General features: G+C 68.2%; 18 protein-coding genes. 10 read left to right on the forward strand and 8 right to left on the reverse strand.

The window, feature by feature from the left end; genetic code table 11:
- Positions 1 to 22 precede the first annotated feature (22 nt).
- Positions 23 to 295, reverse strand: coding sequence for a DUF7967 family protein (locus B4V06_RS09950; RefSeq protein WP_498169561.1), 273 nt, complete (start codon positions 293 to 295; stop codon positions 23 to 25).
- A gap of 229 nt (positions 296 to 524) precedes the next feature.
- On the opposite strand from B4V06_RS09950, the gene B4V06_RS09955 reads away from it, so the two are divergent.
- The 4 genes from B4V06_RS09955 to B4V06_RS09970 all read left to right on the forward strand — a co-directional run bounded on the left by B4V06_RS09955 (position 525) and on the right by B4V06_RS09970 (position 6,519).
- Positions 525 to 1,760, forward strand: coding sequence for a lysylphosphatidylglycerol synthase transmembrane domain-containing protein (locus B4V06_RS09955; protein WP_498169563.1), 1,236 nt, complete (start codon positions 525 to 527; stop codon positions 1,758 to 1,760).
- A 22-nt stretch (positions 1,761 to 1,782) separates the two neighbouring features.
- Positions 1,783 to 2,964, forward strand: coding sequence for an alpha-1 4-glucan-protein synthase (locus B4V06_RS09960; RefSeq protein WP_498169566.1), 1,182 nt, complete (start codon positions 1,783 to 1,785; stop codon positions 2,962 to 2,964).
- Positions 2,965 to 3,003: 39 nt separating this feature from the next.
- On the forward strand, positions 3,004 to 4,143 hold the full coding sequence (locus tag B4V06_RS09965; RefSeq protein ID WP_123113717.1) for an extracellular solute-binding protein: 1,140 nt from the start codon (positions 3,004 to 3,006) through the stop codon (positions 4,141 to 4,143).
- 93 nt (positions 4,144 to 4,236) lie between these two features.
- Positions 4,237 to 6,519 (forward strand): ArnT family glycosyltransferase, encoded by a 2,283-nt coding sequence (locus B4V06_RS09970; protein ID WP_498170060.1) that lies wholly within the window; start codon positions 4,237 to 4,239, stop codon positions 6,517 to 6,519.
- 480 nt (positions 6,520 to 6,999) lie between these two features.
- Here the strand turns inward: B4V06_RS09970 and B4V06_RS09975 are convergent, their stop codons facing one another.
- The 3 genes from B4V06_RS09975 to B4V06_RS09985 form a co-directional block, all read right to left on the reverse strand.
- A complete protein-coding gene (locus B4V06_RS09975) occupies positions 7,000 to 7,794 on the reverse strand; it encodes a dolichyl-phosphate hexose transferase (protein ID WP_123113721.1) in 795 nt (264 codons plus the stop codon).
- A 65-nt stretch (positions 7,795 to 7,859) separates the two neighbouring features.
- Positions 7,860 to 9,503: a GMC family oxidoreductase gene (locus B4V06_RS09980; protein WP_498169570.1), complete on the reverse strand. Its 1,644-nt coding sequence runs from the start codon at positions 9,501 to 9,503 to the stop codon at positions 7,860 to 7,862.
- On the reverse strand, positions 9,500 to 10,054 hold the full coding sequence (locus B4V06_RS09985; protein ID WP_123113723.1) for a gluconate 2-dehydrogenase subunit 3 family protein: 555 nt from the start codon (positions 10,052 to 10,054) through the stop codon (positions 9,500 to 9,502). Before B4V06_RS09985 ends, B4V06_RS09980 begins: the two co-directional genes overlap by 4 nt.
- Before the next feature lie 117 nt (positions 10,055 to 10,171).
- Here B4V06_RS09985 and B4V06_RS09990 point away from each other — a divergent pair, with 117 nt between their 5' ends.
- From B4V06_RS09990 to prf1, 6 genes are all read left to right on the forward strand, one after another.
- Entirely contained in the window at positions 10,172 to 11,782 is a 1,611-nt protein-coding gene (locus tag B4V06_RS09990; RefSeq protein ID WP_123113724.1) for an ABC transporter permease, read from the forward strand.
- Between the two features lie 307 nt (positions 11,783 to 12,089).
- Positions 12,090 to 13,025: an NAD-dependent epimerase/dehydratase family protein gene (locus B4V06_RS09995; RefSeq protein ID WP_498169573.1), complete on the forward strand. Its 936-nt coding sequence runs from the start codon at positions 12,090 to 12,092 to the stop codon at positions 13,023 to 13,025.
- Positions 13,026 to 13,214: 189 nt separating this feature from the next.
- Positions 13,215 to 15,896, forward strand: coding sequence for a PAS domain-containing sensor histidine kinase (locus tag B4V06_RS10000; protein WP_498169576.1), 2,682 nt, complete (start codon positions 13,215 to 13,217; stop codon positions 15,894 to 15,896).
- A gap of 202 nt (positions 15,897 to 16,098) precedes the next feature.
- The gene (locus B4V06_RS10005; protein ID WP_123113727.1) at positions 16,099 to 16,281 is read left to right on the forward strand and encodes a hypothetical protein; all 183 of its coding nucleotides are present in this window, start codon (positions 16,099 to 16,101) and stop codon (positions 16,279 to 16,281) included.
- A gap of 183 nt (positions 16,282 to 16,464) precedes the next feature.
- Positions 16,465 to 18,279 (forward strand): arginine--tRNA ligase, encoded by a 1,815-nt coding sequence (argS, locus tag B4V06_RS10010; protein ID WP_498169579.1) that lies wholly within the window; start codon positions 16,465 to 16,467, stop codon positions 18,277 to 18,279.
- A 538-nt stretch (positions 18,280 to 18,817) separates the two neighbouring features.
- Entirely contained in the window at positions 18,818 to 20,068 is a 1,251-nt protein-coding gene (gene prf1, locus B4V06_RS10015; protein ID WP_498169582.1) for a peptide chain release factor aRF-1, read from the forward strand.
- 25 nt (positions 20,069 to 20,093) lie between these two features.
- Here the strand turns inward: prf1 and B4V06_RS10020 are convergent, their stop codons facing one another.
- The 4 genes from B4V06_RS10020 to sufB form a co-directional block, all read right to left on the reverse strand.
- On the reverse strand, positions 20,094 to 20,531 hold the full coding sequence (locus tag B4V06_RS10020; RefSeq protein ID WP_123113730.1) for a metal-dependent transcriptional regulator: 438 nt from the start codon (positions 20,529 to 20,531) through the stop codon (positions 20,094 to 20,096).
- Between the two features lie 43 nt (positions 20,532 to 20,574).
- The gene (locus B4V06_RS10025) at positions 20,575 to 21,060 is read right to left on the reverse strand and encodes a ferritin-like domain-containing protein (protein ID WP_123114902.1); all 486 of its coding nucleotides are present in this window, start codon (positions 21,058 to 21,060) and stop codon (positions 20,575 to 20,577) included.
- A 155-nt stretch (positions 21,061 to 21,215) separates the two neighbouring features.
- The gene (gene sufD / locus B4V06_RS10030; protein ID WP_123113731.1) at positions 21,216 to 22,430 is read right to left on the reverse strand and encodes a Fe-S cluster assembly protein SufD; all 1,215 of its coding nucleotides are present in this window, start codon (positions 22,428 to 22,430) and stop codon (positions 21,216 to 21,218) included.
- Between the two features lies 1 nt (position 22,431).
- The gene (sufB, locus tag B4V06_RS10035; RefSeq protein WP_123113732.1) at positions 22,432 to 23,862 is read right to left on the reverse strand and encodes a Fe-S cluster assembly protein SufB; all 1,431 of its coding nucleotides are present in this window, start codon (positions 23,860 to 23,862) and stop codon (positions 22,432 to 22,434) included.
- Positions 23,863 to 23,908: the final 46 nt, after the last annotated feature.

Raw genomic sequence — 23,908 nt, forward strand, 5'->3', positions numbered from 1 at the left:
GCACGGCGGTCGGTTCCGCCGATCAGATCACGTCGTCGGGGGCGTGGGCCGCCGCCATTCGCTCTGCCTCGGCCGCGTAGCGCTCGCGGTCGGCCGGGTCCTCGACCGCGCCGACGTTCTCGGGCTCGGCGTCGACGGCGGCCGTCGTGTCGCGCACGTCGGTGAAGGAGGTGAGCGCGCGCTCCTTCCGGAAGTAGCGCTCGCCGTCCGGGGTGGCGTACGTGAGGATCACCATGTTCTGCTCGTCGTCGGAGTACGTCCGCTCGACGAGCCACATTCGGACGGTGTCGGACATGTGCAGTATTTCGATAGACACACAAAAGCACCTTTCGGCGGTCGGCATCTCGCGGGAACGCGGACGGTTGCTCTCCCGACGGCGGCCGACCCCGGTCGCCGAACCGTCAGCGTTATATGTTTTAGGGCAACCTAAATCAACGTATGACCGTCGAACGGCGCCCCGAACGCCCGCGTACCGGTGCGACGGCCGGGCGGCTCCGACCGCTTCGGTGCGGAGGTCGACACCCGTGACGGGGACCGACCTCGGGGACCGGCTCCGCGCCGGGTTCTCGCGGGAGCGGCTCACCGCTCTCGGGACGCTCGTCGTCCTCGGCCTCGGCGCGGCGGTCCTCGCCCGGGGCCTCGACGCGGACGCGGTAGTCGCGGCGGTGACGTCGGCCGACCCGGCGCTTCTGACCGTCGCGCTCGGTATCTACCTGCTCTCGTGGCCGGTCAGGGGGCGGCGGTACGGCGACGTGCTCGCGGCCATGGGCCGCCGCTGCCGGACCGGCTTCCTCACCGCGACCGTCTTCGCCAGCCAGACCGCGAACCTCGTCGTCCCGGCCCGCGCCGGCGACGGGGTCCGCGCGTACCTGCTCAAGGACCGGCGGGACGTGCCGTATCCGACCGGCGTCGCCTCGCTCGCGGTCGAGCGCGCGTTCGACCTCGTCGCCATCGGCGCGCTCGGGGGCGTCGCGCTCGCGTTCCTGCTCCTGACCGGTCGGTCGCCCGAGTCGGGCGAGTCGGTGGGCGCCGTCGCGCCGTCGACCGCGCTCGCGGCCGCGGCCGGCATCGCCGCCGTCGCCGTCGTCCTCTCGGTCGCGACCGTCGCGGTCGCCCGGAGCGACCGGCGATTCGGACCCGGGCTCCGGGCTCGGGTCGCGGGCCTCGGGCCGGACCGCTCCCGACTCGCGCGAGTCGTCGACGCCGCCGTCCGGTTCGGCGCGTCCGTCAGGGTCGTCGCCGCCGATCCGCGTCGCCTCGGAGCGGTGTTCCTCTGGAGCGTCCTGATCTGGGCGCTCGACGTCCTCACCGCCGTGCTCGTGCTCGCCGCGCTCACGGGCGGGGTCGGGGGGGCCGTCCCGACTCCGACGCTGCTCGTCGTCGGGACGCTCGCGGTCAGCGTCGGCAACCTCGCGAAGGTGCTCCCGCTCTCGCAGGGCGGCATCGGGCTGTACGAGGCGGCGTTCACCGGCCTCGTCGTGAGCGCGACGGGGCTCCCGGTCGAGACGGCGCTCGCGGCGGCGATCCTCGACCACGCGCTGAAGAACGCCGTCACGCTCGCCGGCGGTGGGGTCGCCGCGCTCGCGCTCGGAGTTTCGCCGACCGCCGGTCCCGCGGGGGACGGCGAGTCGACTCCCCCGGTGCAGGCCGACGGGGGGAGCGTCGCCGGCGACGCCGGTGCGGGGGACGCGGCCGGCGATACGGCGCCGAACGCCGCCGGAGAGAGCGAGTCGTCGCACTCCGGACCGTCAGATTTTTAGGCCAACCTAAAAACGTTGGAGTATGGAAGAACGCCGCCCAGACGCCGCGAGCGAGGACATCTGCGTGATCGTCCCCACGATCCGCGAATACGAGTGCCTCCGCGAGTACGTCGCGAACGCCCGAGAACACGGGTTCGATGTCTCTCGGCTCCACTTCGTCCTCGTCACTGAGGACTTCTGTGACGTTGACGAGATGCGCGCCATGCTCGACGACCTCGACGTCTCCGGCGAGGTCTTCGACGGCACCCGCCGCGAGGAGTGGTACGAGGCCAACGGGGTCGCGGAGTACGGCCACGTCGTCCCAGCCGCGAGCCACGCCGAGACGAGCTTCGGACTGCTCTACATGTGGGCCGACGACACCTTCGAGTACGGCGTCTTCATCGACGACGACACGCTCCCCCACGACGAGGAGGACTACTTCGGCCGTCACATGGAGAACCTCGCGTTCGAGGGTTCGATCGAGCGCGTGCGCTCCGACGAGGACTGGGTGAACGTCCTCTACGACAACGCCGACGAGCACGGGCTCTACCCGCGCGGTTACCCCTACTCGGCGATGGACGAGACGGTCGAGACCGACGCGGTCGACGTCGAGGCCGGCGAGGTCGTCGCCTCGCAGGGGCTGTGGACGAACGTCCCGGACCTCGACGCGGTCCGGATCCTGATGGACGGCGACCTCGAAGGGCAGGCGCAGACCCGGACGACCGCCGACGACTTCGGCGAGGACTTCGTCGCCGCGCGCGGAAACTACCTCACCGTCTGCTCGATGAACCTCGCCTTCCGCCGCGAGGTGATCCCCGCGTTCTACCAGCTTCCGATGGACGACAACGAGTGGGACGTCGGGCGGTTCGACGACATCTGGTCGGGCCTCTTCCTCAAGCGCGCCTGCGACGTGCTCGGCAAGCGGATCTACAACGGCGACCCGCTGTGCGAGCACAACAAGGCCGCGCGCTCGACGTTCGACGACCTCGCGAACGAGGTGGCGGGATTGGAGCTGAACGAACACGTCTGGGAAGTCGTCGACGACGAGGCTGACGACGCCGACTCGTTCGCGGCGGCGTTCGCGGAGATGGCCGACGCGCTCGCGGAGGGCGACTTCTCCGAGTGGAACAACGGCGCGTTCCTCAACCACTGCGGCGAGTACATGCGCGACTGGCTCGACTGCCTCGACGCGATCCAGAGAACGCCGGCGCCGGCGGACGACTGAATCGACACGATTAAAAGTATTTAGGTAAGCCTAAAACACATGACTGAGCACGAATCCAACGGACGCGACGTTCGGCGACGGCGGTTCCTCGCGGCGACGGCCGCGGTCGGCGCGGCGGGCGTCGCCGGTTGCATGGGCGACGACGGAGAGGACGGCGGCGACGGCGACGACGGCGGACCGGCCGTCGGCCAGATCGGGTCCGGCCGCCAGGGTCGCGGGGCCCCCGGCGGGACGTCGATGGCCGAGATGCCGGCGCTGGAGGGCGAGCTCACCGTCTACTCCGGGCGGGGAGAGTTCCTCGTCGGCGAGCTCGTCGGCTACATCGACGACCTGTACGACGACCTCGACCTCACCGTGCGGTACGGCGGCTCGACCGACCTCGTGAACCAGATCACGAACGAGGGCGAGGGGTCGCCCGCGGACGTGTTCTACTCGGTCAACTCCGGCTCGCTCGGCGCGCTCGCGGACGAGGGGCGCACGCAGGCGCTCCCGTCCGAGGTGACCGACAAGGTGCGCGAGGAGTTCCGGACCGAGCAGTGGGTCGGCACCTCCGGGCGCGCCCGGACGGTCCCGTACAACACCGACGAATTCTCGGAGAGCGAGATGCCCGACGACATCATGGCGTACCCCGAGGAGTTCGAGGGCGACCTCGGGTGGGCGCCGTCGTACGGCTCCGCGCAGGCGTTCATCACCGCGATGCGGCTCATCGAGGGCGAGGAGGCCACCCGCGACTGGCTCGAGGCGATGGTCGAGCGCGGCGCCTCGACGTACCCCGACGAGTTCGTCACCTGCCAGGCGATCGCCGACGGCGAGATCGACGCCGCGTTCACGAACCACTACTACATCCAGCGCGTGCTCGACGGGAACCCGGGGGCGCCGATCGCCACCTCGTTCACCGAGGGCGACGCGGGCGCGGTGTTCAACGTCGCCGGCGCCGCGGTCGTCGACACCGCGTCCGACGCCGACCTCGCGTCAAACTTCGTCCGCCATCTGCTGTCGGCGGAGGCGCAGGACTACTTCGCGCGCTCCACCTTCGAGTACCCGCTGATCCCCGACGTCGAGCCGATCGGCGACCTGCCGTCGATCGACGAGCTCGACGTCCCGGACATCGACCTGACGCAGCTGTCGGACCTCGAACCGACGATCGACCTCATGCGCGAGGCCGGCGTCGAGATCTGAGGATCCCCGGCGCCCGTGGCAGACTTTCCCCCGTTCGTTCGTCCCCGTCGGCTCGCGACGCGCCTCCGTGAGCGGCTCGCGCGCGCAGATCGGGTGACGGTCGCGGCCGCGCTGGTCGCCGTCGCGGCCGGCGCCCTGACGTTCGCGATCGCCGCCACCGTCTTTTCGCACCACTCCGCCAACCACGACGAGGGCGTCTACCTCACGCAGGCCGCGCTCCTCCTCGGCGGCCAGCTGGAGTTCCACGCCGGGCCGCTCGCCGACGCCTTCCACCCGTGGTTCTTCATCGAGGACGGCGGGCGGCTCTACCCGAAGTACAACCCGGTCCCGGCGGCGACGTTCGCGGCCTCGATGTGGCTGTTCGGCGAGCCGCGCGTGACGCTCGCGGCGGTCGCCGCGGGCAACGCCGCCTTAGTGTACCTGCTCGGCTCGCAGACGTTCGGTCGGCGGGCGGGGCTCGCCGCGAGCGTCCTGTTCGCCGCGTCGCCGATGGCGATCGCGACGTCGTCGGCGTTCCTCCCGTACGCGCCCACGACGTTCTTCAACCTGGTCTTCGCGGTCGCGTACCTCCGGGGGATCCGCGACCGGTCGCTCGCGGCCGCCGGCGTCGCGGGCGTCGCGATCGGGATCGCCTTCTTCTCGAGGCCGTACACCGCGGTGCTGTTCGCCGCGCCGTTCATCGCTCACGCGCTGTGGCGGGTGGGGGCGGCGGTCCGCCGCTTCGGCGCCGAGACGGGGCGCTCGACGCCGCGCGCGTTCGCGGCTCTCGGCCGCCGCGCGCTCGCGCTCGACCGGTCCGGCGAGCTCCCCGGTCCGATCCGTCGCCAAGGGTTGACGGCGCTGTTCGGCGTCCTGTTCGTCGGGGTCACGCTCGCGTACAACGCCCGGATGACGGGGTCGCCGCTCGTGTTCCCGTACCAGGAGTTCGCGCCGATGGACGGCCCGGGCTTCGGCGAGCGGCGCATCCTCGGCCACTCGGTAGAGTACACGCTCGAGCTGGCGCTGGAGTCGAACGGCTACGCGCTCGCCGAGATCGCGACGCGGTGGTTCGTCGCCGGCCCGCTCGGCACCGCGCTGGCGGTCGGGGGCGTCGCGGCCGCGCTCTGGGGGTGGCTCGCGGACGGAGACGTGGGCGGGCTCGTCGGCCGGACGTCCGGCGGCGCCGCGCGGGTCGCCGACGGCGGCGACGTCGATGAGTCGTCGGGAGCGCCCGCCCCGTCCGACTCCTCCGCATTCCGTCGGACCGCGGCCGCGCTGCTCGCCGGCGTCGCGGGCTCCGTCGTCGTCGGGAACCTGTACTTCTGGGGGACCCACAACGCGCTCGCGGACCTCTCGGACCCGACCGACGGGCTCGCGTCGCTGTTCGGACCGTTCTACCACTTCGACCTGCTCGTTCCGCTGGCGGTGTTCGGCGGGCTGGGCGTCGCCGTCGGGTGGCGGGGGCTCGTCGCGGGCCGCGAGCGGCTCGCAGCCCGCGGCGTCTCGCCCGCGGTCACCCGCGTCGCGCTCGCCGTCGTCGTCGTGAGCGCGGTCGCCGTGGCGGGCGTCGCCGCCGTGGACGCCGCCTCCGAGCCGATCGACCGGAACGCCGCGGTCGGCGAGAAGCTCGAGGCCGCGTACGCGCCGATCGACGAGACGACGTTCGAGGACGGGCTCGTGTTCCTCCCCACGCCGTACGGCGAGTGGCAGAACCACCCGTTCCAGTACCTCCGGAACGGGCCGGGGCTCGACGGCGACGTCGTGTACGCGCTCGAACGCGATCCGGTGGAGAACTTCGCCGTGTTGGACGCTTACCCCGACCGGACGCTGTACCGCTACGCCTACCACGGCGTCTGGGGCGTGAGCCCGGAGGCGCACGTCGTCCCCAAGCTGGAGGCGCTCGACCGCCGATCCGGGTCGACGATCGACGCCGAGACGACCGTCGGCGTCCCCGACCGCGTCGTCCGCGCGCAGGTGCGCGTCGACCCGCGCCGGGGCGCACCGGGCGGCCCGGACCACGTCTCCTACACCGTGTCGGACCCCGGCGAGTCGCTCGCGGTCGACTGGGCGGTGACCCCTTCGGGCGCCCGGCTGCCCGGCGCGGAGCGCGCGGCCGACGGGGACGCGAGCGAGCCGGTCCCGTTCGACCCCGACGGCGACGTGATCGCCGTGACCGTGACGCTCGTCGACCCCGAGGGCGCGACGTACACCTACCGGCAGGAGGTGACGGTGCGGGTGACCGACGACGGCGAACGCGTCGAGGCCGTCTGGCCGCCCGAGCGTTCGACCTGCCGGCTCGTCACGGAGTGCGGCAACGAGGGAACCTACCTCCCCGACGAGCCCGACACCCACCCCGAGTGGGTCGTCTTCGAGACGGACGCCGAAGCGAGCGACTAATACGTCGACTTCTTATAAATAGTGCCCAGCAGATCGGTGGCGAACGCCTCCAAAGCCCCAGCCGCTCGGCTGTACATAATTAGCTCTCGAACAGCGGAGAACGCCTCCAAAGCCCCAGTCGCGAGGACGCCGGACGCTCGTTGCGCTCCTCGCTCAGTCACTCCGTTCCTTCGCTGCGGTGCTTACGTCGCCTCCGGCGTCCTCGCGGCTGCCCCTTTGAGCCCCGCCCCCGCACCGCTCCGCACAGCACCTCGCGCCTCCCCAGCCTCGTCAGTCGCCTCCGCTCCGCTCCGGCGACTGACTCCCTCGCGCGTGCGACTCACGCCCTGCGGGCGTTCGTCGGCACGCGCCACCGCCGCGTCCATTTATAAATGATTGGCGCTGTCGCTCACGAGTTTAAAAACGTCGCCGGCGGCGGTCCACTGTGCCCACAGTGTATCCGGACCGCCGTCCGACGACGGCGTCGAGGGCGAAGCGCCTTCAGAACCGTCGGAGCTGCTCTTCGAGACAGACTGTGACGATCGACTTCGCGATGGCGGCGCCGCCGCCGATCGGGTCGAGCTTCGTCTCGCCGAGGCGCTCGGCGTAGCGGATCGGGCGCTCGCGGACGTCGTAGCCGCGCATCAGCGGCCGGATCAGCAGTTCGGCGGAGAGGCCGGTGTTCTCCGTCCAGCCGATCTCCTCGACCACGTCGCGGCGGTACGCGCGCATCCCGGTGGTGGTGTCGTGGACGCGCTCGCCCATCAGGAGGCTCGCGACCGCCGCGAACGCGTGGTTCCCGAGACGGTTGAACGCCGGCATCGCGTCCGCACCGTGGTAGAGCCGGTCGCCGCTCACCACGTCCGCGCCGTCGTTGATCTCGGCGAGGAACTCCGGCAGCGCCTCCATCGGGTAGGTGTCGTCGCAGTCGGTGGTGACGACCACCGGGCGGTCGGGCGTCAGGACCGCCTCGCGCACGGCGACGCCGTACCCCTGCGGCTCCTGCTCGACGACGGTTGCTCCGTGCTCGCGGGCGATCTCCGGCGTTCGGTCCGAGGAGCCGTCGACGCAGACGACCTCCGCCTTCCCGTCGGTGACCTCGTCGATGTCCTCTAGCACCGTCGCGATGGCCTCCTCCTCGTTGTACGTTCCCATCACGACGCTCAGGTCGTCGAAGGTGTACTGCTCGTCCGCGTCGCCGGCGTCGTCGGCGGTCGTGTCGTCGATGGTCTCGTCGGTCGCGTCGTCGTCGACGACGGCCGCGGAGCCGTTCGCCGCGTGTGCTGAGTCGCTCATTACTCACGTCTCCGTTCGCACGCACTTGAGTTTTTAGGTTTACCTAAAATAATATTGAGGACATGTCACGTCTCGTCGCCGAGCCACTCGGCGACGTCGTCCCCGACGCGGAGCGCGAGCGCGGCGATGGTGAGCGTGGGGTTCATCGCCCCGCTCGTGGGGAACACCGAGCTGGAGGCGATCCAGCAGTTGTCGAGGTCGTGGGTCCGACAGCGCGCGTCGACGACGCCCGTCTCGGGGTCATCGCTCATGCGAGTCGTTCCCATGTGGTGGTAGGCGGGACCGGTCGCGTCCGGTCCGGCGACCCACTCGACGTCGGCGCCGAGCTCCTCTAAGATCTCGACTTGGATCTCGTTGGCGCGCTCGATCGTGTCGAGCGCGCGGTCGCCGACGGTCCACTCGATCCGCGGGACCGGGTTGCCGCGGTCGTCGGTGCGGTCGTCGGCGAGCGTCACGCGGCTGTCGGCGTCGGGGAGCTGCTCGACGAGCCCGCCCATCGCGACGTGGTTCCCGTACCCGTCGCGGAGCCGCTCGAGGAGCGTGTCGCCCCAGTCGTCGCCGGTCAGGGCCATCTCGACCGGCGATGGGCCGGCGTAGTTGAAGAACTCCAGCTTGAACGGCGCCTGCGACTCGTCGGCCTCGTCGTAGAACTGGTCACAGGCGCTCGTGTAGAAGCCGACGTGGTTCTGCCGCGTCGGCTCGTCGAGGGTCCCGCCCGCGCCGGCGAACAGGTGGTCCATGAAGAACTCCCCGACGTGGCCGCTCCGGTTCGCGAGCCCGTCCGGGTAGCGGTCCGAGGCGGACAAAAGGAGGAGTCGGGGCGTTTCCACGCCCCCGGCGGCGACGACGAACGCGTCCGCCTCCTGCCGGTGTCGCTCCCCGTCCGGCGTCGCGTACACCGCGGCCGTCACCCGGTCGTCGCCGTCGTGGTCGAGCCGCTCGACCGGTGCGCGGTCGATGACGGTCGCCCCCCGCTCCTCGGCGCGCTCGACGTGGACGGTTGCGTCGTACTTCGCGCCGCTCGGGCAGACGGGCTGGCAGGTGCCGTAGCCGACGCAGGGCGACCGGTCGTCGTACGGCTCCGAGTTGCGCGCGTTCGGCACGGAGTGCATGTCGATCCCGAGCGATTCGCAGGCCTCGGCGAACAGGGAGTCGCTGTAGGAGGGCTCGAACGCCGGCATCGGATGCGGCTCCTCGCGCGGCGGCGCGTACGGGTTGTCCGACGCGCCCGCGACGCCCAGCTCCTTCTCCGCCTCGGCGTAGTACGGCCGGAGGTCCGCGTAGTCGATGGGCCAGTCCGGGCCGACGCCCCGCTCCGTGCCGGAGCTGAAATCGTCCTCGTGGAGCCGCATCACCATCCCCTGCCAGTGGAGCGTCGACCCGCCCACCCCCTTCACGCGGGCGTGGTTCAGCGGGTAGAACCGGTCGCCGGCGTTCTCGTGGGCGTCGCGCGCGCCGCCGACGCCCCACACGTCCGGCCGGCCGTAGTGGGGGCGGATCGCCCGTTCCTGTCTGGCGAGGCGGTCGGCGGGGTCGAACCGCGGCCCCGCGTCGAGCACCACCACCTCGCGGTCGCCAGCGAGCCGGTCGGCGACGAGCGCGCCCGCGGGACCCGCGCCCACGATACAGACGTCCGCGTCGGGGACGGGCGTCCGGTCGACGTCGGTCCCTCCCGCTCGCTCGTCCCCGACGCTCCCCGCGCCGCTCATCGCGGTCCCTCCTGGTAGCTCTTCGCGCCGCCGCCGTACCCCTGCGGGTTCTCGATGCCGACGAGCTCGCCGCCCGTCGGCGACGAGTACAGCGCGAGCAGCAGCTCGTTGACGACGAAGAAGCGGACGCGTTCCGCAGTCGTCCCCGCGGGGTCCTCCTCGGCCGTGTCCGCGCCGAGCTCGCGCAGCAGGTCGTCGCGCTCGGCCGCCGAGAGCTCGGCGACGGGCGCGTCGTACCACGACCGGGCCGCCGACTCCACCTCGGTGACCGCGGCGCGGACCCCCTCCGCGTGCGCCGACCCGTCGAGACGCCCGTCGAGGACGCCGTCGACGAACGCGTCGATCCCGGAGACTTCCTCGGGGTAGAGCACCCGCGCCACCGCGGTCATCGCCTCGCGGACCGCCTCGTCGTCGGGGGAGCCCTCGCCGTCCCACGACGCGTCGGCATCGATCGGTCCGTCGTCGGTCGCCCGACGGACGCCGAGCGCGACCCCGCCGGTCGCGCCGATCGCGGCCAGCGCAGCCGCCGCGTCGCGTCGCGTCAGTTCCATGGAACTTTTTAGGCAGCCCTAAATTCATATATCCGTCGGAGTGCGCTCGCCGAGCGATCGGAACCCATAACGCGGGGCGCCCCCTCAATCGGACAGAGCGACTCCGTCTCCCGCATAATGACCCTGCGAACCCGGATCCGCGACCGGCTGACCGACGGCGACGACAGGCTTCCGCTCGGGCTGACGCTGCTTTGCGCGGCGATCGCCGCCACGCTCGTGTTCCCCCTGACGTGGCTCGTGATCAGAGCGGTCGCCGTCGAGCGGAAGCGGGCGATGGATCTCCTGTTCAGCGCCGGCACCGCCGAAGTGCTCGTCAACAGCCTCCTGTTGATGGCGGGGGTCACCGCCGCTTCGATCCTCATCGGCGTACCGCTCGCGTACCTCACGGCCCGGACCGATCTCCCCTTCCGGCGGTTCTGGTCCGTCGCGGCCGCGCTCCCGCTCGTCGTGCCGAGCTACGTCGGCGCTTTTTCGTTCGTCTCCGCGTTCGGCCCGCAGGGAGCGTTCCACGACATCCTCGCCCCGCTGGGCGTCGAGCGGGTGCCCAACATCTACGGCCTCTCCGGCACGATACTCGTGATCACGCTGTACACCTACCCCTACGTCTACCTGACCACCCGGGCCGCGCTGCTCTCTTTCGACACGACGATGATCGAGGCCGCCCGAACGCTCAACCACGGTCGGATCGCGGCGTTCCGTCGGGTTACGCTCCCGACGATCCGACCCGCGATCGCCGCCGGAGCGTTGCTCTCGGCGCTGTACGCCGTCTCCGACTTCGGGACACCCTCGATCATGCAGCTCCCCGTGTTCACCCGACAGATCTACGTGGAGTACAACTCGTTCGGCAGCGACTACGCCGCGCTGCTCTCCCTCCAGCTGCTCGTCGTGGTCGTCCTCGTGCTCGCCTTGGAGTGGGCCGTCCGCTCGAACCGGAACACGAGCGGCGACGACGCGGGGCAGACGGACGACCGGGTCTCGCTCGGCCGTCTGCGCTGGCCCGCGACGCTGCTGCCGGCCGCGGTGTCAGGGGCTGCGCTGCTCGTCCCCCTGTGGATCCTCGGACTGTGGCTGCTCCGGTCCGAGTCCGGGCGCCGCCCCTCGCTGGCGTTCGAGCCGATCATGGTGGTCAACTCAGTGTCAGTCTCCGCGGCGGCGGCCGTCGTCGCCGCGCTCGCCGCGATCCCGATCGCGTACTTCGCCGCGAACTACGATTCGCCGTTCGCGGTGATATTCGAGCGAGCGACGTACGTCGGCTTCGCGGTGCCAGGCATCGTACTGGCGCTCGCGCTGGTGTACTTCGGCTCCGGCTACGCGCCGTGGCTCTACCAGACGCTCCCGCTCCTGGTGTTCGCGTACGTCGTCCGCTTCCTCCCGCAGGTGGTCGGGTCGACGCGGACCTCCATCCTTCAGATCGACCGACGGCTCGTCGAAGCCGCGCGCACCCTCGGAGAGTCGTCGACCGGCGCGTTCAGGCGCGTGACGTTCCCGCTCACGCGCTCCGGCATCGTCGCCGGCGCCGCGCTCGTCTTCCTCACGACGATGAAGGAGCTCCCCGTCACGCTCGTGCTCCGCCCCACCGGGTTCGAAACGATCGTCACGCAGATCTGGCGCGCACAGAAGAGCGTGTTCTACCAGTACGCGGTCGTCCCCACGCTCATCCTGCTCCTCATCTCCGGACTCTCGATGGTCGTCCTCCTCACGCAGGAGGGCGGCGAAGAGGGGTTGTGAGGTTCACCGAGGGCTGAACCGAGCTGCAGCGGCGCGCGTGAGGTCGTCGGGCTTCGCCCGACCGCCAGGGGCACGTCGCGCCTCGCTGTCGCCGGCGCGACGCTCCGGCTGTCAGAGAATCGAAGACCGTCGCTGGAGTCGCTGGCGGCTGACGCCGCCAGCGACAAGGCCGGGGAGGTGTGAGGTACGGTGCCGTACGGGTGGGGCTTTGGAAGTAGTCGCGGTCGACCGCTCACGAGTGGGGGCGGGGTCACCGATCTCGTTCCAATTCCACACCTACTTACACGACTCCGCCTCACGGAGTCGTATGGACCTCACCGATTCGACCGCGCTGGTCACCGGCGGCGCGGGGCTCGTCGGGAGCCACCTCGCGGCCCGGCTCCTCGACCGCGGCGCGACGGTCCGCGTCGCCGACGACCTCTCGAAGGGCGACCGCGACCGCGTCCCCGACGGCGCCGACTTCATCGAGACCGACCTGACCGACTCCGACGACGTCGCCGAGGCGGTCACGGGCGACCTCGATATCGTCTTCCACTTCGCCGCGTACACCGACACGAACTACGACGACGACCGCGAGCTGTTCGAGGACAACACGGCGATGACGTACAACGTCTTGGAGCGTATGCACGAGGTCGGTGTCGACCGGCTCGCCTTCACCTCCTCCTCGACCGTCTACGGCGAGGCGCCGCGCCCGACGCCGGAGGACCACGGCCCGCTCGAACCCATCTCCATCTACGGCTCCTCGAAGCTCGCCGACGAGGCGCTGATCTCGACGCACGCCCACTCGTACGGGGTCCGGTCGTGGGTGTTCCGCTTCGCGAACATCGTCGGCCCCCACCAGCGCGGCAACGTGATCCCCGACTTCATCCAGAAGCTCGACGAGGACCCGACGAGGCTGGAGATCCTCGGCGACGGCCGGCAGGAGAAGTCGTACATGCACGTCTCGGAGTGCGTCGACGCCATCCAGTACGTCGTCGAGCACGCCGACGACGACCTGAACGTCTACAACCTCGGGACGCGCACGACCACCTCCGTGACGGCCATCGCCGACATCGTCGCCGACGAGCTGGGCGTCGCCCCCGAGTACGCCTACACCGGCGGCGACCGCGGCTGGACCGGCGACGTGCCGAAGATGCGCCTCTCCATCGAGCGGCTCGTCGACCTCGGCTGGGAGCCCGCGATCGAGAGCGACGAGGCCGTCCGGCGGAGCGCGAGCGAGCTGATCGACGAGATCGTGCAATAGAGTGTAGTCGATTCGGCTCTGTCGAACTAGTCGGTCGCAGATGGTCTGTCTGAGGTGACGCTGCATACGGGGCGCGGAACTCGCGTCTGCTTCCGCTTTCGAACCTTCAGCCGTGATCTCAGCGGCAATTCTTCTATTTGATATGGTCTCCCATACACATATCAGTGGCCGAGCCATCGTCCCACAGGAATGGCTGGCACGATTGACACGATCAACGTCCTCCACGTTGATGACGAACCGGAGTTCGCAGATCTCACCGCGACGTTCCTCGAACGTGAAGACGACCGATTCGAGGTCGAAACGGCGACCAGTGCCAGCGAAGCCCTTGCCGACTTTGCAATCTCGACGTTCGATTGTATCGTCTCCGATCACGATATGCCAAGCATGAACGGTATCGAGTTCCTCGAAGCGGTGCGCGAGGAACATCCGGATCTCCCGTTTATTCTATACACCGGCAAGGGGTCTGAGGAAGTCGCTTCGGACGCGATCACCGCGGGGGTCACTGATTACCTTCAAAAAGAGAGCGGAACGGACCACTACACGCTCTTAGCCAATCGCATCGAGAACGTCGTCGAATCACGCCGGTCTCAACAAAAACTGGCCGAACGAGACCGCGACCTCCGACGATACAAACACATGATCAACTCGATGTATGAATCCGCTTGCCTCTACGATGAACACGGCCGCTTCGAAATCGTGAACGAGTATCTGGCCAACTGGTACAACACGACCCGTGAGGCGCTCGAAGGCGAAGAGAGCAACCTTATCCGGATAATCCAAGAGGAGGCCGAAACCGGAGACCCCTATCAGGCCCTTCTCAACGGACGGCGCGACCAACTGTCGGGGGAACTCGAAGCGGAGTTTCCCAACCACGGATACGCGGTGTTAGAGTACCGACTGACCCCGCTCACGATCGACGGGACTGTTGAGGGTGTCGTCGGGGTCACCCGAGATATAACTGCACAGAAACAACACCAACGGGAACTCGAACAGACCAACGCACTGCTTTCGACGCTCTTCGATGCACTCCCGCAGGGAGTGCTGGTTGAAGACGAATCTCGGAACGTCTTGGCGGTCAACCAGCAGCTGTTCAGGCTCTTTGAGCTGCTGGGCTCGCCCGAGGGAGTCGCCGGTGCGGACTGTGAGCGTCTGGCCGAAGATCTCAGCGATATGTTCGCTGACTCTGAGCAGTTCGTCGAGCGAATCAACGAACTGATCACTGAACGCGAACAGGTAGACGAAGAGGAACTGACACTCGCCGACGGACGAACGTTCGAACGGACCCACCGACCGATCGAGCTCCCGGACGGCGGGGGGCATCTATGGGTGTATCGGGACGTGACCGCTCGCAAGGCCCGCGAACGGGAGATCGAAACGATCCAGCGACGGTTCGAAGCCGTCCTTGAGAACACGCCGACACCGATGTTTATGAAGGACGACGAGGGCGAGTACATCTTCGTCAATCAGGCATACCGCGACCTCTTCGACCTACGAGACGAGGAAATCGTCGGGCGGACGGACCACGAGATCCACCTCTCGGAGATGGCCACCGAAGTCCAAAAGAACGACCGGGCCGTCATCGAGCGTGGCGAACCGATCGAGGCCGAGGAACCGATCGTTGTGGACGGTGACGAGCGGATCTTCCTGACCACGAAGGTTCCCATCTACGATACGGGGGAACGGTCCGACCCGGATTCGCCCGTTGCCGTCTTCGGCGTTGCGACAGACATTACCGAGCGCACGGTCCGCGAGCAGCAGCTCGAAGCGTTGAATCAGGTTACTCAAGAGCTGATGCGTGCGGACACGCGGGATGAGGTCCTCGAAATCGGTATCGAGACGACCAGGGACCTGCTGGGAATCGAGCTCAACGCGATCCACCTCTACGACGAGGACGCAGCGGGGCTCGTCCCGGCCGCAGCCACCGACGCCGTATCCGATCTCATCGGCGATCCCCCGGTATTCACCGCCGAGGACAGCATCGCCTGGCGCGTCTACCAGCGAGGAGAGCCGCGCGCGGTCGACGATGTCCACGAAGACCCGGATCGGTACAACCCGGACACGCCGGTTCGGAGCGAACTCTACCTCCCGCTCGCGGACCACGGGATCCTGATCGCCGGGTCACCGTCACCGGAGACGTTCGACGACGAGGACAGACTCCTGAGTGAGATTCTGGCTGGCGGGTTAACGAGAGCACTCGAACAGGTCGAACGGACCGAGCAGCTCCGGGCTCGCGAGCGGGAGCTCACCGAGCAAAACGACCGGCTCGAAGAGTTCGCCAGTATCGTCTCTCACGACCTTCGGAACCCGATCAACGTGGCCGAAGGGCGCTTGGAACTGGCTGCGACGGAGTGCGATAGCGAGCACTTGGAACACGTGGGGCGCGCCCACGAGCGGATGCGGACGCTGATCGAGGACCTCCTGACGTTGGCCCGCGAGGGCGAGACGGTCACGGACTTCGAGGCGGTCGCGTTGACCGCACTTGTCGAGAGGTGCTGGGCGAACGTCGAAACGGACGAGGCCACGCTAGTCACCGACACTGAACGGACCGTACAGGCCGACAAGAGCCGTCTGAAACAGCTGTTCGAGAACCTGATTCGGAACGCTATCGACCACGGTGGCGGGGACGTGACCGTAACGGTCGGAGAGATGGACACGGGGTTCTACGTCGAAGACGACGGGCCCGGAATCCCTGCGGACGAACGCGAAGCCATCTTCGAAGCCGGCTACTCGACGAGAGCGGACGGAACCGGCTTCGGATTGAGTATTGTCAAACGGATCGTCGAGGCCCACGAGTGGGAGATCGACGTGACGGACGGTGGCGAGGGCGGCGCACGCTTCGAGATAACCGGTGTCGAGTTCGGTGCTGAATGACGGTCTCTACCGGTCGCGTGGGCACTGACAGAGCCCGCGTCGTTCCAAACGCCGCGCCGGAGCCCGTGTCGTTCCAAACGCCGCTGCCGAACAGAGGGCGCGTATCCCTCTCGGCACGAGACGGTGGAGCTCGATTGCTCGGATTGCTACGGATTAGCTTAGCTAGGCGAAGAGTTAATTCACATACTGTTGACCGCTCGGTATGGACAACCGACGTAACCTGTATGTAGCCGCGTTTGTCGGGGCGTCGTTATCGTACATTTTCAACGTCCTCGCGTTTACAGGTACGTTCGATGCCTTTCGTTGGTTCGTCTTCGCCGTGATCTTCCTCGGATTCACGTACGGATTCGAGACGTTCATCGGCTGGCAAACTGGCTCAGCTTGATTCCCGCTGTGCCGACGTGTAGGGCCTCGAAAGCCCCGGCCTCACGCCTCTCCAGTCTCGTCGCCGGACTCCCCCCGGCTGTCCGTGACGTGTAGCCCACGCTGTCACCGGCGCGTCGCGCCGGCGACCTCGCACGCGCGTCGCTTCGGAAGGGCCTTTTAGGCCGACCGACGAACGGACGGTATGTTCAGGCAGTTCCGGTCGGAGGTGGCCGACGCGCTCGGTGACGCGCTCGCCTCGCTCGACCTCCCGACCGACGACCTCGGTATCGAACGCCCGCCCGACGACATGGACGCGACGCTCGCCTCCAGCGTCGCCTTCCGGCTCGCGGGCGAGGTCGGCGACGCGCCGCCGAACGTCGCGAGCGAGGTCGCCGACGCGGTCGACGTTTCCGGCCACGACTACCTCGCCGCGGTCGACACCGCCGGCCCGTACGTCAACTTCCACGCCGGCGAGCGCTACCTCGTCGACACGCTCGACGCGGCCGCCGCCGACGCGGGCTACGGCGCGCTCCCCGACCGCGACGCCTCGGTCGTCGTCGAGCACACGAGCGCGAACCCGACCGGCCCGGTCCACGTCGGCCGCGCGCGCAACCCGATCGTCGGCGACGCGGTCGCGAACCTCATGGCGTACGCGGGCTACGACGTCGACCGCCACTACTACGTCAACGACGCGGGCCGCCAGATGGCGGTGTTCACGTGGGCGTACGAGCGGTTCGACGAGTCCGACCTCGACGCGGAGCCCGCCCGCGACCGCGCCGAGTACGACCTCGTTCGCTACTACCGGAAGGGGAACGCCTTCTTAGAGGAGGCCGACCCCGCCGAGGTCGACGCCGCCGAAGCGGAGATCTCCGCGATTCTGCAGGGGCTCGAGGCCGGCGACGAGGAGACGTACGAACGGGTCGGCGAGGTCGTCGACACCGTCCTCGGCGGGATGAAGGAGTGCCTCGCGCGGCTCCCCGCGGAGTTCGACGAGTTCGTCAAGGAGACGCGGTTCATGCGCGACGGCTCCACCGACGATATCGCCGCGCGGCTCAAGGAGACCGAGCACGCGGTGTACGAGGAGGACGCCTGGCAGCTGGAGCTCGACGAGTGGGGGATCGACAAGAACCTCGTCTTCCTGCGCTCGGACGACACGAGTCTCTACACCACCCGCGACCTGGCGCACCACGAGTGGAAGTTCGACAACTACGACCGCGCCGTCACCGTGCTCGGCGAGGACCACAAGCTGCAGGCCGACCAGCTCGACGCGACCTTAGAGCTGCTCGGCAACGACACCGACCGGCTCGGCCACGTCATCTACTCGTACGTCAACCTCCCCGACGGGAAGATGTCCACCCGGCGCGGGACCGGCGTGATGCTCGACGACCTGCTCGACGAGGCGATCGACCGCGCCCGCGAGGCCGTCGAGAGCCGGATGGACGACCGCATCCGCGACGACGACCTCACCGACGAGGACGTCGAGCGCATCGCTCACCAGGTCGGCATCGGCGCGGTCCGGTACGACATCGTCTCGAAGCAGCCCGCGAAGGCGATCACCTTCGAGTGGGAGGACGCGCTCGACTTCGAGGCGCAGTCGGCCCCGTTCGTCCAGTACGTCCACGCGCGCTGCGCCGGCATCCTCGACGAGGCCGCGGCCGCCGGCGTCGACGTGCCGGGCGTGACGGCGGACGCCGGGTCCGACGGCGCCGTCGACGCCGACGCCCTCGACGTCGACGCCGCGGCCCTCGAGACCGACGCGGCCCGCGAGCTCCTCCGCGAGGTCGCCCGCTTCCCAGCCGTCATCGAGGCGGCGGCCGACGACCTCGAGCCGCACACGGTCGCGACGTTCACCCGCGAGTTCGCCGACGCGTACAACGCCTTTTATAGGGAGTGCCCGGTCGTCACCGCCGAGGACGACGAGCTCCGGGCCGCCCGCGTCGCGCTCGTCGCGGCCGCGAAGCACACGATGGCGAACGCGCTGGACGTGCTCGGGGTCGAGGCGCCCGAGTCGATGTAGGATCGGTACTGTCGAAGTCGTCGATCGATTTTGTTCGCCCGTGGTGTCGCCGTCGGCGGTGCGGTGAACTCTGTCAGAGTCCCAGCCGATCGCTTATAAATAGTCGATTCGGGATCGTCGGTGTACACTGCCAAAGCCCCAGTCGCGAGGACTCGCGCGGTTCGTTGCGGTCCTCGCTCGCGTCGCTCGCTGCGGTCCTTACGTCACCGTGCTTCGCCCTCGCGACTGCCCCTTTGAGTCCCTCCCCGCACTGCACCGCGACCGCAACCTCACGCCTCCCCAGCCTCGTCACCGGCGCTACGCGCCGGTTGCAAGCGAGAGCAGAGCTCTCGCCCTGTCGGCCGCCCTCCGCTTCGCTCCGGGCGACCGACTCCCTCGCACGCGCTCCTCACGGCCGCCTTCGGCGGCCGCTCAGAGGCGCGCGCCTCCGCTCATTATTTATAAACGCCCCCGCGATCGAACGCCCGTGTGATCCGGTACCGTCGCGCTGCCGGGAAGGTCAAAGCTTACTTACACGCACGCCGCCGTAGTTCGGGTAATGAGTAGCGACGCCCAAGAGGCGAGCGACGACCGGCGGAAGTACGAGTTCCGCAAGGTCATCGAGGAGCTCCGCGACTTCGAGGGCTCCGGCACGCAGCTCGTCACCATCTACATCCCCGAGGATCGGCAGATCTCCGACGTGGTCGCGCACGTCACCCAGGAGCACAGCGAGGCGTCCAACATCAAGTCCAAGCAGACTCGGACGGCCGTCCAAGACGCGCTCACCTCGATCAAGGACCGCCTCCGCTACTACGACACCTTCCCGCCCGAGAACGGCATGGTGATCTTCTCGGGGGCGATCGACGCCGGCGGCGGCCAGACCGACATGGTCACCCGGACGCTGGAGTCGCCGCCCCAGCCCGTCGAGTCGTTCCGCTACCACTGCGACTCCGAGTTCCTCACCGAGCCGCTCGAACACATGCTGGAGGACTCCGGGCTGTTCGGGCTCATCGTCTTGGACCGCCGCGAGGCCAACGTCGGCTGGCTGAAGGGCAAGCGCGTCGAGCCCGTCAAGTCCGCCTCCTCGCTCGTCCCCGGCAAACAGCGGAAGGGGGGACAGTCAGCCCAGCGATTCGCCCGCCTCCGCCTCGAAGCGATCGACAACTTCTATCAGGAGGTCGCCGGGATGGCCGACGACCTGTTCGTCGACAAGCGCCACGAGCTCGACGGCATCCTCGTCGGCGGCCCCTCCCCGACGAAAGACGAGTTCCTCGACGGCGACTACCTCCACCACGAGCTCCAGGACAAGGTGCTCGGAAAGTTCGACGTGGCCTACACCGACGAGTCCGGCCTGAAGGACCTCGTCGACAACGCCAGCGAGGCGCTCGCCGACCAGGAGATCGTCGAGGACAAACGTCACATGGACGAGTTCTTCGAGAAGCTCAACACCGGCGAGGAGGCCACGTACGGCTTCGAGCAGACCCGCCGGAACCTGATCATGGGGTCGGTCGACCGGCTGCTCATCTCCGAGGACCTCCGCTCCGACGTCGTCGTCTACGAGTGCCCGAACGGCCACGAGGAGTACGAGGTGATCGACTCGCGGCACTCGACCCCGGACCACGAGTGCTCCGAGTGCGGCGAGCCGGCCGAGGTCGACGAGCGCGACGACGTGATCGAACACCTGATGAGCATCGCCGAGCAGCGCGGCACGGACACGAAGTTCATCTCCACGGACTTCGAGAAGGGCGAGCAGCTGCTCGACGCGTTCGGCGGCATCGCGGGCATTCTGCGGTACTCGACGGGCGTCTAAAGCCGCCGGACGGGTACCGACCGCCTCAGTCCGACTCGACGGGCGCCATCGCGACCTCCAGACACGCGCAGGCGTCCGTCTCGGGGTCGAAGCAGTCCGGACACTCCGGCTGGCGGTCGATGATCGTGTCGAGTCGCTCGGCGACGGTGTCGTCGATGACGGCCTCCAGCTCGTGGGCCTCCTCGCGGAACTCCTCGACGCCGAGCACGTTCGCGAGGAACCGCTCGATGATGCAGTACGTCTGGAGGGCGTCCCGCGCCCGGATGATACCGTCGTCGGTGAGCCGGACGCCCTTGTACTTCTCGTGTTCGGCGAGTCCGCGCTCCTCTAACTTGCCGATCATCTCGTTCGCGCTCGCCGGGCTCACGTCGAGGGCGTCGGCTATCGACCCCGTCGAGGCCGGGCCGTCCTCCTGTTCCTGTACGACGTATATCGTCTTGAGGTACTGGTCTGCGGTGTTCACGGCTCTCCTCCGTCGGGGCTCGTCGTCGGTTCGATACGCCGGTTCATCGTCGCTCCATGACCTCCGTGACCTCGCTGACGCCCTCGGCCTCCTCCTCCCGGATCGTTTCCAACGTCTCCAAGAGGCGCTCCCGGTCGACCGAGAACTCGGCGTCGGACGCCTTGATCGCCTCGATGAGGTCGTCGTAGAACTTGTACGCCGTCTCCTCGTTGCAGAGCTGGTCGTATAAGATCCCGTCGAAGTCCTCGGGCTTGGTCCGCCCGTAGCGGGCGTCGACGAGCGACTCGATCTCGTCGAACGGGACGCTGTCGACCCCGAGTCCGGAGATGAGCGACTCCAGCCGCTCGCGGTGGTCCGCGGACTCCTCGGCCGCGTCCGCGAGCAGGGTCTCGATCTCGTCGTCGAGTTCGGCGTCGAGGCGCTGGTAGTGGTGGTGCGCCCGCGCCTCGACCACCTCCTCCAACACGATCCCGATCTGCAGCAGCCGAGCGAGCTGGTCGTCGGAGGCGATCCGCTGGCTCACGCTCACGGCGACCACCCGTCACCGCTCGATACGCCCGTTCGCATACATGCGCCCTCGGGCGTAGTCCGACTTAAGGAGTTCCCCTTCAGCCGGGGCTCGTCGTCGCGAAAAAACGGAAAATCCGTCGTCACCGCCCCCAGTGGAGGACCGAGACCCGCGGGTTACTGGAGGCGCTGGAGGACGAGCTCCTGGACGTCGTCGCGGAACTCGTCGACCGCGATCTCCTCTAACACGGGGACGAAGAAGCCCTCGACGAGCATGTTCCGCGCCGTGCGGGAGTCGATCGTGCGGCTCTCGAGGTAGAACAGGTCCTCGGCGTCGACCTGTCCGACCGTCGCGGAGTGCGACGCCTCGGTGTCGTGGTTGTGGATGATCAGCTTCGGCGACGCGTCGGCCTCGGCGTCGTCCGACAGCATGAGCGTGTTCTCGCGCTGGTAGCTGGAGGTGTTCCACGCGTCCTCGCCGACGTCCTGGACGCCCTCGTAGACGGAGCGGGCCACGTCGTCGAGCACGCCGCGCGTGACGAGGTCGGCCGTCGTGTGCTCGGCCTGGTGCCAGACGCGGGCGTTCAGGTCGAAGTGCTGGTCGTCGGTGCCAAAGAACGTCCCGACGATCTGGCTCTCGGAGCCGTCGCCGCTCAGCTCGGTCTCGACGTCGGAGCGGGTGAGCTTCGAGCCGAAGTTGCTCTCGATCCAGTCGATCGTCGCGTACGCGTCCGTCACGCCGCGCTTCAGCGAGTAGGTGTACGAGTCGTCGTCGAGGTTCTGGAGCGAGCCGAACTGGACGTTCGCGTTCTCGCCCGCCGCGATCTCGACGAGGTTCGAGAAGTACCGGTCGCCGTCGACGCTTCCCTCACCGCTCTCGATCGACTCGAGGATCGTCACCGACGACGACTCCTCGGCGACGACGAGCGTCTGGCTGAACAGCGAGCGGGAGTTCATCTCCGCGCGGACCGTCACGTCCTCGACGTCGACGCCCTCCGGGACGTAGACGAACGTGCCGGTGGTAAAGAGCGCGACCGACAGGGCCGTGAGGTAGTTGTGCTCGGGGTCGAGCACCGAGCCGAAGTTGGCCTCGATGACGTCGCCGTACTCGTCGAACGCCTCGGTGAACGGGAGGACGACGACCTCGTCGTCGCCGGCCGTCCGCTCCGTGGCGTCGGACTGGTCAAGCGGGTCGACGAGCGCCTCGAAATCGAGCGCCTCCAGGTCGGTCCAGCGGCGCCCGGGCGTCTGGATGACGTCGGGCAGCTCGGCCGTCTCCAGCGCGGACAGCGCGTTCAGACGGGTCTCGAGGAGCCACTCGGGCTCGTCGCGTTCGTCGGCGATGCGTCGTATCGTGTCCTCCGAGAGGCTCTCGATTGCTTGCGTGCTCATGTTATCCGAGCGAGCCCTCCATCTCGAGTTCGACGAGCCGGTTCAGCTCGACGGCGTACTCGATGGGCAGCTCCTCCGTGATGGGCTCGATGAAGCCCGAAACGATCATCTGTTTGGCGTCGTCGTCGTCGAGGCCGCGCGACTGCAGGTAGAAGATGTCCTCGTCGCCGATCTTCCCGACGGTCGCCTCGTGGGCGACGTCGACCTTCGACTCGTTGATCTCCATGTACGGCATGGTGTCGGAGGTCGACTCGTTGTCGAACATCAGCGCGTCGCACTCCACGGCCGTCGAGGAGTTCTCGGCGCCGTCTGCGATGTGGACGAGACCGCGGTAGTTCGTGCGGCCGCCGTCCTTCGCGATCGACTTCGACTCGACGGTCGACTTGGTGTCCGGCGCGTTGTGGTACACCTTCGCGCCGGTGTCGATGTCCTGGCCCTCGCCCGCGAAGGCGATGGTGATGTGGTTGTCGGAGGCGCCGCGGCCCTTCAGGATCGTCGAGGGGTACAGCATCGTCGCCTTCGACCCCATCGACCCGGAGATCCACTCCATGCGCCCGCCCTTCTCGGCGATGGCGCGCTTCGTGTTCAGGTTGTACGTGTTCTTCGACCAGTTCTGCACGGTCGAGTACTGGACGTGCGCGTCCTCGCCGACGAACACCTCGACGCCGCCGGAGTGGAGGTTAAAGGCCGAGTACTTCGGCGCCGAACAGCCCTCGATGTAGTGGACCTCGGAGCCCTCCTCGGCGATGATGAGCGTGTGCTCGAACTGGCCCATCCCCTCGGAGTTCATCCGGAAGTACGCCTGCACCGGCATGTCGACGGTGGTGTTCTCCGGCACGTAGACGAACGAGCCGCCCGACCAGATGGCGCCGTGGAGCGCCGCGAACTTGTTGTCGCTCGGGGGGACGCACTTCGTCATGAAGTGCTCGCGGACGATCTCCTCGTGCTCCTGGACGGCCTCGTCCATGTTACAGAAGATGACGCCCTTCTCCTCCCACCGCTCCTGCATGTTCTGGTAGACGACCTCCGACTCGTACTGGGCGCCGACGCCGGAGAGCGCGTTCTTCTCGGCCTCCGGGATGCCCAGCTTGTCGAAGGTGTCTTTGATCTCGTCCGGGAGCTCCGTCCAGTCGTCGACGCCGGCGCGGACGTCCACGTCGGGTCGGATGTACGGGATGATCTCGTCGATGTCGACCTCGCTCAGGTCCGGCTGCCCGGGCCAGTCGGTCGGCATCGGCATCTCCTGGAACTGCTCGAGCGCGCGCAGGCGCCGCTCCAGCATCCACTCCGGTTCGTCCTTGTCCTCCGAGATGACGCGGACCGTCTCCTCGGTGAGGCCCTTCTCGGTCTGGAAGGCGGACTTCTCCTCCTTCTTGAACTCGAAGCGGGCCTCGGTGTCTGTCTCTTTGAGGTCGTCTTGTTGTGAACTCATGGTAATGTGTTACGTGTTCCCCCGTTTATTCCTGTTGCGTGACCAT

This window comes from Halorubrum sp. B53, assembly GCF_059752395.1.

Bases quoted from the DNA above. Each gene is read 5' to 3' on its own strand.
- sufD (WP_123113731.1), bottom strand. From the start codon at position 22,430: ATGAGCACGCAAGCAATCGAGAGCCTCTCGGAGGACACGATACGACGC.
- B4V06_RS10005 (WP_123113727.1), top strand. From the start codon at position 16,099: ATGGACAACCGACGTAACCTGTATGTAGCCGCGTTTGTCGGGGCGTCG.
- B4V06_RS09980 (WP_498169570.1), bottom strand. From the start codon at position 9,503: ATGAGCGGCGCGGGGAGCGTCGGGGACGAGCGAGCGGGAGGGACCGAC.
- B4V06_RS09950 (WP_498169561.1), bottom strand. From the start codon at position 295: ATGTCCGACACCGTCCGAATGTGGCTCGTCGAGCGGACGTACTCCGAC.
- sufB (WP_123113732.1), bottom strand. From the start codon at position 23,862: ATGAGTTCACAACAAGACGACCTCAAAGAGACAGACACCGAGGCCCGC.
- B4V06_RS09985 (WP_123113723.1), bottom strand. From the start codon at position 10,054: ATGGAACTGACGCGACGCGACGCGGCGGCTGCGCTGGCCGCGATCGGC.
- argS (WP_498169579.1), top strand. From the start codon at position 16,465: ATGTTCAGGCAGTTCCGGTCGGAGGTGGCCGACGCGCTCGGTGACGCG.
- B4V06_RS09965 (WP_123113717.1), top strand. From the start codon at position 3,004: ATGACTGAGCACGAATCCAACGGACGCGACGTTCGGCGACGGCGGTTC.
- B4V06_RS09995 (WP_498169573.1), top strand. From the start codon at position 12,090: ATGGACCTCACCGATTCGACCGCGCTGGTCACCGGCGGCGCGGGGCTC.
- prf1 (WP_498169582.1), top strand. From the start codon at position 18,818: ATGAGTAGCGACGCCCAAGAGGCGAGCGACGACCGGCGGAAGTACGAG.
- B4V06_RS09975 (WP_123113721.1), bottom strand. From the start codon at position 7,794: ATGAGCGACTCAGCACACGCGGCGAACGGCTCCGCGGCCGTCGTCGAC.
- B4V06_RS09960 (WP_498169566.1), top strand. From the start codon at position 1,783: ATGGAAGAACGCCGCCCAGACGCCGCGAGCGAGGACATCTGCGTGATC.
- B4V06_RS10000 (WP_498169576.1), top strand. From the start codon at position 13,215: ATGGCTGGCACGATTGACACGATCAACGTCCTCCACGTTGATGACGAA.
- B4V06_RS09990 (WP_123113724.1), top strand. From the start codon at position 10,172: ATGACCCTGCGAACCCGGATCCGCGACCGGCTGACCGACGGCGACGAC.